The following is a 13,618-nucleotide window of genomic DNA, read 5'->3' on the forward strand; positions in this document are numbered from 1 at the left end:
TTAGCGGCCCTTTTTCGTTGTCGGCGCTCGAATGCTGACCGGTATCAACAGCTGCCGTGGGCATCTGTGCTGAACTGTCCGCAGAATCAATGAGGAGAGTGAGAATGCAACGGATGATCGGAATGACGGCTGGCCTGGCGGCGTTGGTACTGCTGTCGGCCAGTGCTCAGGCGATGGATGCCGAGGCGGTGTTCAAGGGCCATTGCGAGGCCTGCCATACGGCTGGGCTGGGCGGAGCGCCGAAGCCGGGTGACAAGGCTGCCTGGGCGCCGCGCCTGGCCAAAGGCCTGGACGCACTGACCCAGACGGTACTGACCGGCAAAGGCGCAATGCCGCCGAAAGGGACCTGCATGAACTGCGACGAAGGCCAGATCAAGGCGGCGGTGCAACTGTTCGTCGATCGGGCGCAGTAAACGGTTATCCGGCCCGCCAGTAAGCCGCGTCAATCGCGGCTTTTTTGTGCCTGTTCGTCAGCGGTGGGCAGGTGGCTTTGCGGCCGATCAGCAGCTGTAGCCAACCAGGGAAGAGCTGATTAAAAATTAGCTAACATATTGAAAAGACAAATTTTTTGCAAAGAAGGGCTTGACCGCTCTGAAACATATCTTTAATATTCGCTCCCGTTGTTAAGGCAACGGCTACAGCGTCCCATTCGTCTAGTGGCCTAGGACACCGCCCTTTCACGGCGGTAACAGGGGTTCGAACCCCCTATGGGACGCCATTGCGGGAATAGCTCAGTTGGTAGAGCGCAACCTTGCCAAGGTTGAGGTCGCCGGTTCGAACCCGGTTTCCCGCTCCAGATTCCAGAAGAACCAGCCCTAGTGGCTGGTTTTTTCGTTTTTTCGCGCTGGAAAGCGCTGTATCGTTTTCTTTCGGTCTTTCGGTCTTTCGGTCTTTCGGTCTTTCGGTCTTTCGGTCTTTCGGTCTTTCGGACTGGGCCATGCGCTTCTCTAAATTGGCTGCTGGTATCAACCGCTGCCGCGGTCGGTACCCAAAGGGCATGCCAAGCCGCTGCTGCAAGGGCTTCAGCTTTGTAGCGGCCCGCTTGGTATGCCTCTTGGGTACCGAGGGCGATATCTGCGGCCGTGCCAACCCTGCCGCGGTCGGAGCCCGCTGCTACAAGGGCTTCAGCTTCGCAGCGGCCCGCTTGGTATGCCCCTTGGGTACCGAGGGCGACATCTGCGGTCGTGCCAACCCTGTCGCGGTCGGAGCCCGCTGCTACAAGGGCTTCAGATTTGTAGCAGCCCGCTTGGTATGCCCCTTGGGTACCGAGGGCGATATCCACGGACTGTACCAACCCTGCCGTGGCTGAAGCCCTTCTCTAAAGTAGCTGTCATCTTAAGAAGTATGCGCTTCAGTTGGCGAAATCGGTTCTGGAGCGGCGCTGCTTGCGGGCGGGGGGATTGTGGGCCGCCACCGAGCAGTTGCGGCCATGGTTCTTGGCGGCATACAATGCCTGGTCGGCAGCCTTGATCACCGCCATCGCGTCGGCGTGTTCGCTGTCCTTTTCGCAGAGCCCGATACTGATGGTCACACTGACCACTTCGCTCTTATCGCCCATGTTGCGCAGCTGGCGGCCGGTCTCGTTGTTCTGCGGCCGCTGCTGGCTGCGGATATGCATCGGGTAGTTGGCGATCCGTTCGCGCACCTCCTCCAGGTAGACCAGCGCTTCCTCTTCTGTCTTGCCGGCGAACACCACGGTGAACTCCTCGCCACCGTAGCGGAACGCCTTGCCGCCGCCGCCGACCCGGCGGATCTGGCTGGCCACCATCCGCAGCACCTGGTCGCCGATATCGTGGCCGTAGGTGTCGTTGAATTTTTTGAAGTGATCGACATCCATCATCGCGATGGTATAGCGCCGGCCTAACGTGCTCAGTTTGTCCATCAGCGCGCGCCGCGCCGGAATGCCGGTCAGTTCGTCGAGGAAGGCCATGCTGTGCGAGTTCTGCACCACCGATGTGCACAGGGTGATCAGTGCGGCGGAGACGAATAGCGCCGAGATCAGCGGCTGGTCGAACCAGATCAGCAGGATGCCGGCCGCCAGCAGCGACGCCAGCAGCGCGCCGTCGGTATGGGTGCGCCGGAATGCCAGCGAGGCGATTACCGGCAGTGCCGCGACCAGAAAGGCGATCGCCGAGGCTTGGCTCATGTAGTGGTTATGCAGCAGCATCTCCAGCATCAGCATCGGCAATTCGGGTAGGAAGTAGCCTAACTGCTGGTTCTGCCACAGCAGGTAGAGCAGGCTGTAGCTCAGCACCACTACCGCCAGCCGGACGGCACCGAGAGGCGTCAGCAGGCCGCGTTCCTGGTAGAGCGCGATCAGGCCGGTGTTGAGTGGCAGCACGATGGCCAGCAGGCTGAACAGTACGAAGGTGTGCGGCTGGTCGAGACTGGTCTGCAATCCGGTCTGGATCAACCAATAGGCGGCGCAGAGGTTCAGCGCACCCAGCACCACCCGGCTGCGATTGAAGCTGTAACCAAGCGGGACGGCGACCAGGGCCAGCAGATAAGGCACCAGGGTCAGCACGGTCTGATATTCAGCGGACAGGTCATTCACGCTGTTCAGGGCGACGGTGGCGCCGCCAAGCAACAGGACAACCGGAAACAGCAGCCGGAAAATGCGAAATGCCAACGCGTGTTCCTTCATACACCAGGGGTTGAGCGGAAACGCAGACTCTACCATAACCGGTCGGAAAGGTGTTGCTCGACAAGGTGTTGGCGTCAATCTTGGATGTACCAAGGGGCAGCGGTGGACGGGCTGGAAGGTTGGCCGTGCAATCTCTGTGTGACGAGAGTCGATCAGGGTCGTCAGACGCGGCCCGGGTGAATGTCGGCAGGGATTATTGAGCCGGTTTACAACCCAGCAGGCGGGCGAATGTCATCGCCGGGCACCAGCCGCTGAAAGCGGACTGCCCCAGGCTGGCACCGATCACTGCGGTCAGCAGCAGCCAGTTTTGACTCGCTTGCATGAACAGCACCGGTGCCACGGTTGTAAGTACCAGTAGGCCGGCGATCAGGTGGACTCCCTGCTGCACGGATGGTCGGCCGCCGCAGGTTTCCTCTTTCAGGCCCAGCCGGCGAAACAGGCTGATGGCCGGGCACCAGCGGGTGAAGCCGGATTGCAGCAGATTCAGACCGACGAAACCGGTCAGGTAGTACCAGTAAGGGGTCAGGAAATAGCCGAGGATCAGGCTGATCAGAATGAAACTGCCGGCCGTCAGGCGTAGGGCGGCGTTAAGGCTCATGGTGGGCTCCACTTTTATTTAAGGAATAAGCTTATATTAAATTAGATATCCCTAATGTAAAGCGTTATGGGAAATTGCTTGGGGGTATCTGTTGCCGGGTTGCCCCTGTAGTGGCAATGCAAGCAGGGCTTGTTTGAAGGCTTTCTTGGCCAGTCGGGTTGCTGCTGAACTATCTTGGAACAGAGAAAGGAATCGGACGGCGCTGAAAATCAACGACCCGGGGAGTATCCGATGTTCGAAAGAATTCTGGTTCATGTGGATCCGATGCCTGATCACGATGTGCTGGTGGACAAGCTGATCCAGCTAGCAGGTCGCTTCAATGCCCAGGTCGAGCTGTTCGACTGCTGTTTCAATCGCTCGCTGAAACAGAGCTACATGTTCGACCACGCGGCCGAAGTCCATGCCGAGCACGGCTATGTCAAACAGATCGAAGAGCGCCTCGAGTCGATGGCCAGCGCGCTGGAGAAGGCCGGCATCAAGGTCGGTGTCGATGCCTGCTGGCAGAAGAAGCAGGCGCACGGCATCGTGCAGAAGGCGCTGCGTTACGAGGCCGACCTGGTGGTGGTCGAACTGGCGCCACACACGTTGCTGCAACGGTTGTTCGGTGAGATGGAGGCGGAGCTGGTTCGGCTCTGCCCGATGCCGCTGCTGCTGGCCAAGGAGCACCGCTGGCGCGAACAGCCGCTGGTGGCGGTGGGGCTGGACCCGTTCCATCAGAGCGAGGTTCCGGTGTCGCTGGACCAGCAACTGCTTAGCGTCACCGCCAAGCTGGCGGCCGGCTTCGGCGTGGTACCGGAGGTGTTGCACAGTATCCACAGCCTGCCCCATTCGGCGATCTTCGACGAGCATGTGGTGACCGACTACGAAGCGCTGAAAGACAAGGTCAACCGCGAGCATCGCACGGTAGTGTCGGAGTTCGTGGCCGGTAGCGAGCTGCCGCCCGAGACCGGGCTCAACTTCCTGTCCGGCGAATGCCACGTGTCGTTGCCGCGTTACGCCGCCGAGCGAAATCTGGACATCCTGGTGCTGGGCGAGGCCGATCGCGATATGGTCGACCGGTTGCTGCTGGGCAGTACCGTGCGGCGGGTGATGGATAAGATCAGTTGCGACCTGCTGGTGGTCAAGCAACCGGACTTCGTCAGCCCGGTTGCCGCGATAGGATGATCCGCCAGGGGCCGTATTGGGTTACTTGAACTCGGCCCAGATCGGTGCGTGATCGGACGGTTTGTCCATGCCGCGGATCTCGTAGTCGACGCCGGCATCGACGCAACGCTGCATCAGGCTGTCGGTCGCCAGGATCGCATCGATTCGCAGGCCGCGCTTGGGCTCGCGCTCGAAACCGCGTGAGCGGTAATCGAACCAGCTGAAGGTCTCCGCATTGTCCGGATGCAGTTGGCGGAAGGTGTCGTGCAGCCCCCAGGCCAGCAGCCGCTGCAGCCATTCCCGCTCTACCGGCTGGAAGCTGGTCTTGCCGCTGCGCAGCCAGCGCTTGCGGTTGTCCTCGCCGATGCCGATATCGCAGTCCTGCGGTGAGATGTTCAGGTCGCCCATCACCACCAGCGGCTGGGCCGGGTCGCAATGTTGCTCCAGGTGGGCCTGCAGGTCTGCGTAGAATCTGCGCTTGGCGGGGAATTTGATCTCATGGGCGATGTTCTCCCCCTGCGGGAAGTAGCCGTTCAACACGGTGAAGCTGCCGCCGTTGCCGTCGCCGTATTCGCCGATGATCATCCGGCGCTGGGCGTCTTCGTCGTCGGTCAGGTAACCTTTCTGCAACTTGAGCGGCGGCTGTTTGGAGATCAGGCAGACGCCGTAATGTCCCTTCTGGCCGTGGTACTCGACATGGTAACCCATCTGCCGGATCTCCTCGGCCGGGAACAGCTCGTCGACCACCTTGGTTTCCTGCAGGCCGATGATGTCCGGCTGGTGCTTGTCGATCACCGCTGCCAGCTGATGCAGCCGCGAGCGCAGGCCGTTGACGTTAAAACAGACCAGTTTCATCCGTCCGATCTCCCAATTCTGAACTTCCTGAAAAGCGGCCAGTCTATCATGCCCGGCGCCACTGGCGGATAGCGGCGGCCAATGGTGCTGTTAGCCGATCTCTATTGGTGGTTCGGCCGGTTTGTCGGTACAGTGCCGATATTTGCTTAGCAGCCTAGTCCGACAGGTTGCTAGCTCAGGGAAATGGGGGGATAAGGTGTCAGAATTCGATTTTGATCTGTTTGTGATCGGTGCCGGCTCCGGCGGTGTCCGTGCCGGCCGCATGGCGGCGGCGATGGGCGTGCGGGTCGCGGTGGCGGAAGAGCGTCACCTGGGCGGTACCTGCGTCAACGTCGGCTGTGTGCCGAAGAAGCTGTTTGTCTACGCCTCGCACTACGCCGACGATTTCGAAGAGGCGCGTGGTTTCGGCTGGCTGCCGGGCGAAGCCCATTTCGACTGGCCGACCCTGCGTGACAACAAGACCCGCGAGATCGAACGCCTGAACGGTATCTACCGCAACCTGCTGGTCAACTCCGGCTGCACCCTGATCGACGGCCGCGCCACGCTGGTCGACCCGCACACGGTGGCGGTGGGCGACAAGACCTATAGCGCCGAGCGGATTCTGGTTGCCGTCGGCGGCTGGCCCTATGTGCCCGAGTTCCCGGGCAGCGAACATGTGATCAGCTCCAACGAGGCGTTCTACCTGGACCAGTTCCCAGAGCGGGTGCTGGTGGTCGGCGGCGGCTATATCGCCGTGGAGTTCGCCGGTATCTTCGCCGGCCTGGGCGCCCAGACCAGCCTGATCTATCGGGGCGAGCTGTTCCTGCGCGGTTTCGACAACGAGGTGCGCGAGTTTACCGCCGAAGAGGTGCGCAAGAAGGGCGTCGACCTGCGTTTTGGCACCAATATCGAGAAGATCGAGAAACTGGCCGACGGCAGCCTGCAGGCCTACCTGACCGACGGTACGGTGCTGGATGCCGACTGCATCATGTACGCCACCGGCCGGGTGCCGAAGGTGACCGGGCTGGGGTTGGAGCAGCTGGGCGTCGAGCTGCGCGACAACGGCGCCGTCGTGGTCAACGACCAGTTCCAGACCAGCGTGCCATCGGTCTACGCGATCGGCGACGTTACCGACCGGGTGCAGCTGACCCCGGTGGCGCTGGCCGAGGGGATGGCGTTGGTGCGTAACCTGTACGGCAACCAGAGCCAGAAGGTGGATTATGAGCTGATACCGACCGCGGTGTTCTGCCAGCCGAATATCGGTACCGTCGGGCTGACCGAGGAGCAGGCCCGCGAACGCTATGCGGCGGTGGATATCTACAAGTCCAGCTTCCGGGCGTTGAAACACACCCTCAGCGGCAGCAGCGAGAAAACCTTCATGAAGATGATCGTCGATCGCGATAGCGACAGGGTGCTGGGCGTACATATGGTCGGCCCGGAGGCCGGCGAGATCATCCAAGGGATCGCCGTCGCATTGAAGGCGGGCGCCACCAAGGCGGTGTTCGACGCCACCATCGGCATCCATCCGACGGCGGCGGAGGAGTTCGTTACCATGCGCGAGCCGGCCAGCAGCTGATCTGTCGGCCTGTCCGGAAAAGCACAAGCCCCGCAACTGCGGGGCTTGTTTTTACATCCTGGCTCGAATTCAGGCCGACTCGGCCATCTCTAGCTCATCGGCGGCATCCGACACAGTCCGAAGAGTGAACGACTTGAGCTGTTGCTGCATCTGCTGGAGCAATTCACGCGCCTCAAGCAGGCTCTGTTCCTTGCCGGCGTCGAAGCCGTGTGCCGCCATCCACTGGGCGAACGGCGGATATTCCCGTTCCCGCCGGGCCAGCAGGCTGAACCGTTCCAACTGTTCGTGATGGCGTTCCAGATAGCCATGAATCTGCGCCGAACAGGGGTGGACCTGCGGCGGGTGGCGGTTGGCGATCAGCAGTGGGTGGCCGTGCTGCAGCCGGTCCCAGCTCTGGTACAGGCTGAACGGCTGGTCATCCGGCAGCGCCAGGTCGGCGGCGATCTTTTTCCTGAGCGTCAGGTCCAGTGCGAACAGGTGTTCCTCGAACAGGTGAAGAATCTGCTGCCAGATATGGCGAAACTCGGTGATTGCCGAAGCCGGCAACGACTGACCGGATGGCTGGTCGGAAGTGGAATCTAATTGAGTGAATAGCGCCGCGCCCTGCGGCTGGTAGATGCTGTTCATCATCAAGTCCCTTTGACTGATCAGCGGCGATAGATGCCTTGTGTGACGGATCGTCAGAAGTGTAGTTCAACTGGCGGAGCGTTGTACAGCATTTGCTGTGTAATAGTTGATCGATCAGATCTAGGCTTGCTCAGTGCCGGTCGGTGGTTCGGCCAGGTCCTGCTGGCTGATGCTGACGCTCTTGAGCTGGGCGAACAGCGACTGGCCTGTTGAAAGCTGCAACTCCTGCAAGGCCCAGTGGGTGATTGCGGCGAACAGGGTCTGCCGGCCGACAGCCAGCTCAACCTGCACCGTGGGGCCATCCGGGTCTGGACGGATCGCCTTGACCCGTGCCGGCAGAATATTACGGATGCTGGTCTGTTGCGGCCGTTGCAGGCAGAGCGATACGTCCTGGGCGGCGACCATCAGCCGCACCGGCCGGCCGGGCGGATGGGCCAATTGCGGCACCCACAGGCGCAGCTCGTCGGACAATGACAGCGCGCTGAGCCGGTATTGCGGATGGTGTTCTGCGATCTCGGCCTGCAGCAGGCTGCTACGCTGCTCCGCCGGCAGCCAGGGTTGCAGCTGTTCCGATTGCCAGACCTGCTCCAGCGGCCCCTGGGCGACCACCTGGCCGCTGTTCAGCAATACCATCCGATCGGCCAGGTGCAATACCTCCTCCAGGCTGTGGCTGACATAGAGAATCGGCAGTCGGACCTCGCGGGCCAGCCGCTCCAGCCAGGGCAGCAGTTCCCGTTTGCGGGGCAGGTCCAGCGAGGCCAGTGGCTCGTCCATCAACAGCAGCTGCGGATCGCTCAGTAGCGCCCGGCCGATCGCCACCCGCTGTTTTTCGCCACCGGACAGGGTGGCCGGGTAGCGTTCCAGCAACCGGCCGATGCCGAGCAGATCGACGATCCGCGCCAGTTTCTCCGGGTTCCGTCGGCGCTGGCCGTACAGCAGGTTGCCCCGCACCCGGTAGTGCGGGAACAGGCGGGCGTCCTGGAATACGTAGCCGACCCGGCGCTTTTCCGGTGGCAGGTTGATGCGCCGCCTGCTGTCGAACAGCAGCTGGTCATTGAGCTGGATACGGCCGCTGTCTGGTCGGCTCAGGCCGGCCAGTTGGTTGATCAACGAGGTCTTGCCGGAGCCGGAACGGCCGAACAGCGCGGTCACTCCGCTGGCCGGCAGTTGCAGGTCGGTCTCCAGGTTCAGGGTGCCCAGCCGCTGGCGGGTTTCGATCTTCAGCATGCGGCCTCCAGCCGGCGCCGGCTGAGCCGGGTCAGCCATTCCGAAATCAGTAGCGAGGCCAGCGCAATCAGGATTGCGATCACGCAGAGGCGGGCCGCTTCGGCTTCGGCGCCCGGCGTTTCGATAAAGCTGAACATCGCCAACGGCAGGGTGCGGGTCTCGCCGGGGATGTTGGAGACGAAGCTGATGGTGGCGCCGAACTCGCCCAGGCTGCGGGCAAATGCCAGCAGGGTGCCGGTCAGGATGCCGGGCAGGGTCAGCGGCAGGGTGATGGTCAGGAACACTTTCGCCCGGCTGGCGCCAAGTGTGCGGGCGGCCTGTTCAAGCCGGCTGTCGACCGCCTCCAGCGCCAGCCGGATCGCCCGCACCATCAGTGGGAAGGAAACTACCGCCGCGGCCAGCGCGGCGCCCCGCCAACTGAAGCTGAACGACAGGCCGAACCAGTCGTTCAGCCAGCTGCCGATCGCTCCCTGTCGTCCCATGAGCACCAGCAGCAGGTAACCGACCACCACCGGCGGCAGCACCAGCGGCAGGTGGATCAGGCCGTCCAGCAGCGCCTTGCCGGGGAACTGTCGGCGGGCCAGCAGCCAGGCAAAGAAGATTCCCAAGGGCAGGCTGAACAGCACCGCCACGGCGGAGACCCGCAGGCTCAGCTGCAGCGCTTCCCATTCGTAGGCGCTCAGCATCATGGTTGCACCACCGGTGAAAAGCCGTATTGCACAAAGACCTTGTTGGCTTCGGCTGACTGCAGATAGCGGTAGAACGCCTCGACCGCCGGTCGCCGGTGGCCCTCGACAATCGCCACCGGGTACTCGATCGGTTGATGGCTGTCGGACGGAAAGCGGGCCAGTACCCGCACCTTTTCTGAGACCAGGCCGTCGCTGCCGTAGACGATCCCCAGCGGCGCCTCGCCGCGCTCAACCAGGGCCAGGGCAGCGCGCACATTGTGGGTACGGGCCAGGCGGGGTGCCGCCCGTTGCCATAGGCCGAGCGTCTCCAGCGCCTGCCGGGCATAGCGGCCGGCCGGTACGTGGTCCGGGTCGCCGACCGCCAGACGGCCGTCGCCCAGCTGCTCTGCCAGCGGCCAATGACTGTCAATCTGGAATGCCTCCAGCGTGCTGTGCTGCGGAGTGATTAGCACCAGGCTATTGCCCAGTAGGGTGCGGCGGCTGCCGGCAGCCAGTTGTTGCTGTTGTTCCAGGTAATCCATCCAGCGCTGGTTGGCCGAGATATAGATGTCGGCCGGTGCACCCTGGCTGATCTGGCGGGCCAGTGCCGAGGAGGCGGCAAAGGAGCCGACAATACGAACGTCCTGTTGCCGCTGGTAGCGCTCTGCCAGTGTCTGCAGTGCGTTGCTCATCGAAGCAGCGGCGAACAGGTAGATCCGTTCCTCGGCGCGGGCGCCGGATGCAATCAGCATCAGCGGCAGCAGCCAGGTGGTCAGCCATTTCACGGCAGCGATTCTCCCTTGAATAACGAAAGTTGAAGATAACCCGGGCTATCGTTATATAGCAAGGTATATAGCGGTTTGTCGGACGCCAGCCGGCTGGGAAAAGCCGTAAAATGTGCTTACCCTTGATCACCATCAATGGGCTCACTGCAGAGGGGAGAGATGGAGCTGGATATCGCGTTGACGTTGCGTCAGCAGGGGCAGTTGTTCGCCGATCCCAAACGGATCCGCTTGCTGCGGCAGATCGGGGAGACCGGTTCGATCAGCCAGGGTGCCCGCCAGGCGGGCGTCAGCTACAAGACCGCCTGGGACGCGGTTGAGACGATGAACCGGCTGGCCGGTCAGCCGCTGGTGGAGCGTTCGGTCGGCGGCAAGGGCGGCGGCGGTGCCGCGCTTTCCCGGCTGGGGGAGCGGTTGCTGCAGCTGTACGAGCTGTTGGAGCAAACCCAGCAGATGGCACTGCGGGCGCTGCAGGACGAGTCGGTGCCGTTGCACAGCCTGTTGGGGGCGATGGCGCGATTCTCGCTGCAGACCAGCGCCCGCAACCAGCTGTTCGGCGTGGTTGAAGCGATCGAGCCGCGCGGCCTGAATGATCGGGTGCGGCTGCGGCTGGCCGGTGGTACGCCGATCGAGGCCGAGATCACCCGCGGCAGTTGCCAGCGGCTGGCGTTGCAGCCCGGCAAGGAGGTGCTGGCGCTGATCAAGGCCCCGGCGGTGGTGCTGGCTGACAACCGGGCGGACTTGGACAACCGCTTGGCTGGCGAGGTGATCAGTTGCAGCGAACAGGGTGAACGGCTGGAGCTGAGCCTGGCGTTGTCGCCGCAGGACCGGCTCTATGCCCAGCTGGAGAGCAGTGCGCTGAGCGAGCTGCCGGCGCCGGGCCAGCCGCTGACACTGGGCTTCGCCGCCGACCAGGTGTTGTTGGCAGCGCTCTCTTAATCGAAAATACGGCTGACGCTGTTTAACCCGTTACGACCCGGTTGCGGCCCTGTTTCTTGGCGTTGTAGAGCGCGCCGTCGGCCCGGTCGATCAGCTGGCCGGCGCTGTCTCCAGGTTGCAGCTGGCTGACCCCGAACGAGGCGGTAATCGAACTGATCACATCGCCGGAGCGTTTCTGCTTGATGCGGATCGCATGGATTTTGGCGCGCAGCCGCTCCGCCAGCTCGATGCCGTCGGCCAGCTTGGAGCCGGGCATCATTACCGCGAACTCTTCGCCACCGAAGCGTATCGCCATCATCGGGTCCGGGCAGCTTTCGCGCAACAGCCGGCCGACATACTGCAGCACCTTGTCGCCCATCAGGTGACCGTAGCTGTCGTTGAACCGCTTGAAGTGGTCGACATCCAGCATCACCAGGGTCAGCTTGCCGGCCTGCTCCAACTGGGTGAACTGCTCCAGTTCACTGTCAAACACCCGGCGGTTGTAGAGCCCGGTCAGCGGATCGAAGTGGGCATCCTGGCGGGTCTTGTTCAGTTCGCTGCGCAGCGATTCGATTTCGGCCTGGGCGTCATCGATTCGGCGCTGGAACTCGCGGGTGGTTTCGCTGATCTCGCGGGTGTTGGCCGCCAGGTTGCGGATGATCGCTTCCAGCGGCAGGGCGTCGAGCTGGTCATCGGGCCGGTCGAACGCCAGTAGGCTGTCTTCCAGCACGGTGGAGTAGTTTTCGGTATGGGCGGCGGTCTCGGTCGCATGGCTGCCCAGCTGATTGATCAGCGCCAGCAACGCCTCCTGCTGTTCGTCGGCGGCGCCGATCTCTTCGCGGATCAGGTGGTCGCGGAAGATCTGTTCGCTGACCACGTTGGGGCAGGTGCCGTAGGTGTCCAGTGCCTCGTCCAGACGGGCATTGAGCTTCGGTAAACGCTCCGATACGTAGGTGTACCAGAGTGCATAGTTGAGTGGATTCGGTGGAATGTTGTACTTCACCATCAATGGCACTGCTTGGCGGAGATAGTCCGCCGCCTGGCTGGCATTATCAGTAAACTTCATCGTAATCCTGTGTCAGGTGGATTCGGCCGGTTCAAATACTACCTTTGCGGCAGCAGCAGCGGGGCGCGCAATGTACCACAAGATCCCGCCGGCGCGTAAACGGCCACAAGTATCACCGGATGGCGACCGGCGTACATTGATCTGGCAACGGGCAGGGGACGATTTCCCCGCCGGGCGGCGCAATCATTAATTGGCACGCCAATCTCTGCTCGCCATCGAACTGTTTAGCGGCTGGCCGGTCGAAAAGTTTAATTCTGCAGTCTCACTGAACCGGGAGACGCTAATAATGGGCATGCTCGGCGCTATAGCGCTCGTTGTCCTCTGTTTCAGCCTGGCCGCACAGGGCGCGCCAGTTCAGGTGCTGATGCCGTCGGCGGATCAGGTGGCGTCGGCGTCCGGATTCGCCGAACCCAGCTTTCAACCGGTGCGGGACCACTCGCTGGCGGAAGCCCTGAGCCGCTACCGTTCGTTGGCGCCGGGCGAGCGCTGGTCAAGCCTGGCGGACGGGCCCTATCTGACCCTCGGCATGATCGACCCGCAACTGTCTGAGATCCGGCGCCGACTCAGCATTCTGGGCGATCACAACGCCTGGCAGCCCTGGCATGTGAATTCCGAGTATTATGACCGGCCGTTATATGACGCGGTGCGTCGCTTCCAGAGCCGTCATGGTTTGAAGGTCGATGGCATTATCGGGCCCAATACCCGTGCAGAACTGAGCGTGGCGCCTGACCAGCGGGCCGACCAGATCGCCCTGAATATCTATCGCCAGGCGGACTTTCCCGCCGAGCCGCCGGCTGAATACCTGCAGATCAATATCCCCGCCTACCAGTTGAGTTACGTGCGTGACCGGCAGCTGGAACTGCAGATGCGGGCGATTGTCGGCCAGCCCGACCGGCCGACGCCGCAGCTACGCTCGAAGCTACAGTCGGTGGTGCTCAATCCCGCCTGGAACGTACCCAAGGGGATCGCCTACCGCGATATTATTCCGTACCTGAGACGTAATCCCGAGCGGGTACTGAACCGGCTCGGTCTAAAACTGGTACAGGGTTACGATAAGCCGCCGCAACTGCTCGATCCGTCGCAGCTCGATTTCCAGCGGTTGTACTTGGGGCGCTGGTCGCAGCAGCAGCGTTTCTGGCAACCGCCCGGTCGCAAGAACGCATTGGGCAATATCAAGTTCACCTTTCCCAACCGCTATACCGTCTATATCCACGGCACCCCGCAACATTCGCTGTTCCGGGAGCCGTTTCGTACCTTCAGCTCCGGCTGTATCCGGATCGAGCACCCGCGCCGACTGGCCGAGAGGCTGATGGACAACGAGTCGGACGATACGGTGGATCTGGATGTGCTGCTGGCCGGCGAGCAGACCCTGGAACTGCCGCTGCCGCGCGAAGTGCCGCTGTTCCTGACCTACTGGACCGCCTGGGTGGAACCGGACGGTATATTGCAGTTCCGCCGCGATGTATACCACTGGGATGACTACCCGCTGGTCGATCAGCGATAAGTGTTGAGTTAACAGTTGTGAGTTTACAGCC

At 62.3% G+C, this 13,618-nt stretch carries 13 protein-coding genes and 2 tRNA genes; 7 read left to right on the forward strand and 8 right to left on the reverse strand.

The genetic code is table 11. The features are described 5' to 3' along the window. The first annotated feature begins 104 nt into the window (after positions 1–104). The 3 genes from K6T12_RS14350 (at position 105) to K6T12_RS14360 (ending at position 796) form a co-directional block, all read left to right on the forward strand. The gene (locus tag K6T12_RS14350; protein ID WP_255611745.1) at positions 105–413 is read left to right on the forward strand and encodes a c-type cytochrome; all 309 of its coding nucleotides are present in this window, start codon (positions 105–107) and stop codon (positions 411–413) included. A gap of 229 nt (positions 414–642) precedes the next feature. After that, a tRNA-Glu gene (locus K6T12_RS14355) sits at positions 643–718 on the forward strand. Between the two features lie 2 nt (positions 719–720). Continuing rightward, positions 721–796, forward strand: a tRNA-Gly gene (locus K6T12_RS14360). Positions 797–1,351: 555 nt separating this feature from the next. Here K6T12_RS14360 and K6T12_RS14365 read toward each other — a convergent pair. Together K6T12_RS14365 and K6T12_RS14370 are read right to left on the reverse strand one after the other, a co-directional pair. Further along, positions 1,352–2,629, reverse strand: a complete 1,278-nt coding sequence (locus tag K6T12_RS14365; RefSeq protein ID WP_222223563.1) for a GGDEF domain-containing protein — start codon at positions 2,627–2,629, stop codon at positions 1,352–1,354. 208 nt (positions 2,630–2,837) lie between these two features. Next, positions 2,838–3,242 carry a YgaP family membrane protein gene (locus K6T12_RS14370; RefSeq protein WP_222223564.1) on the reverse strand — a complete coding sequence of 135 codons (405 nt, stop codon included), beginning with the start codon at positions 3,240–3,242 and terminating at the stop codon, positions 2,838–2,840. Positions 3,243–3,473: 231 nt separating this feature from the next. Here K6T12_RS14370 and K6T12_RS14375 point away from each other — a divergent pair, with 231 nt between their 5' ends. Continuing rightward, complete coding sequence (locus K6T12_RS14375; RefSeq protein ID WP_222223565.1) at positions 3,474–4,406, forward strand: universal stress protein; 933 nt, start codon at positions 3,474–3,476, stop codon at positions 4,404–4,406. 21 nt (positions 4,407–4,427) lie between these two features. On the opposite strand, the gene xthA is transcribed toward K6T12_RS14375, so the two are convergent. Continuing rightward, positions 4,428–5,240, reverse strand: coding sequence for an exodeoxyribonuclease III (gene xthA, locus K6T12_RS14380; protein ID WP_222223566.1), 813 nt, complete (start codon positions 5,238–5,240; stop codon positions 4,428–4,430). 196 nt (positions 5,241–5,436) lie between these two features. Between xthA and gorA the strand changes: the two genes are divergently transcribed. Beyond that, positions 5,437–6,795 (forward strand): glutathione-disulfide reductase, encoded by a 1,359-nt coding sequence (gene gorA / locus K6T12_RS14385; protein WP_222223567.1) that lies wholly within the window; start codon positions 5,437–5,439, stop codon positions 6,793–6,795. 69 nt (positions 6,796–6,864) lie between these two features. Here gorA and K6T12_RS14390 read toward each other — a convergent pair whose 3' ends face one another. From K6T12_RS14390 to modA, 4 genes are all read right to left on the reverse strand, one after another. After that, on the reverse strand, positions 6,865–7,422 hold the full coding sequence (locus K6T12_RS14390; protein ID WP_222223568.1) for a hypothetical protein: 558 nt from the start codon (positions 7,420–7,422) through the stop codon (positions 6,865–6,867). 120 nt (positions 7,423–7,542) lie between these two features. Beyond that, entirely contained in the window at positions 7,543–8,649 is a 1,107-nt protein-coding gene (modC, locus tag K6T12_RS14395) for a molybdenum ABC transporter ATP-binding protein ModC (RefSeq protein WP_222223569.1), read from the reverse strand. Continuing rightward, positions 8,643–9,335 (reverse strand): molybdate ABC transporter permease subunit, encoded by a 693-nt coding sequence (modB, locus tag K6T12_RS14400; protein ID WP_255611754.1) that lies wholly within the window; start codon positions 9,333–9,335, stop codon positions 8,643–8,645. Before modB ends, modC begins: the two co-directional genes overlap by 7 nt. Next, positions 9,335–10,102, reverse strand: coding sequence for a molybdate ABC transporter substrate-binding protein (gene modA / locus K6T12_RS14405; RefSeq protein ID WP_315853610.1), 768 nt, complete (start codon positions 10,100–10,102; stop codon positions 9,335–9,337). The genes modB and modA overlap by 1 nt, the downstream gene beginning before the upstream one ends. A gap of 159 nt (positions 10,103–10,261) precedes the next feature. On the opposite strand from modA, the gene K6T12_RS14410 reads away from it, so the two are divergent. Then, positions 10,262–11,038: a TOBE-like domain-containing protein gene (locus K6T12_RS14410; protein ID WP_222223571.1), complete on the forward strand. Its 777-nt coding sequence runs from the start codon at positions 10,262–10,264 to the stop codon at positions 11,036–11,038. Positions 11,039–11,060: 22 nt separating this feature from the next. On the opposite strand, the gene K6T12_RS14415 is transcribed toward K6T12_RS14410, so the two are convergent. Beyond that, positions 11,061–12,083, reverse strand: a complete 1,023-nt coding sequence (locus K6T12_RS14415) for a GGDEF domain-containing protein (RefSeq protein ID WP_222223572.1) — start codon at positions 12,081–12,083, stop codon at positions 11,061–11,063. Between the two features lie 286 nt (positions 12,084–12,369). On the opposite strand from K6T12_RS14415, the gene K6T12_RS14420 reads away from it, so the two are divergent. Then, positions 12,370–13,587 carry a L,D-transpeptidase family protein gene (locus tag K6T12_RS14420; RefSeq protein WP_222223573.1) on the forward strand — a complete coding sequence of 406 codons (1,218 nt, stop codon included), beginning with the start codon at positions 12,370–12,372 and terminating at the stop codon, positions 13,585–13,587. The last annotated feature ends 31 nt before the right edge of the window (positions 13,588–13,618 follow it).

Source organism: Marinobacterium arenosum, from assembly GCF_019795155.1.
In the GTDB taxonomy this organism is placed as follows: Bacteria; Pseudomonadota; Gammaproteobacteria; order Pseudomonadales; family Balneatricaceae; genus Marinobacterium_C; species Marinobacterium_C arenosum.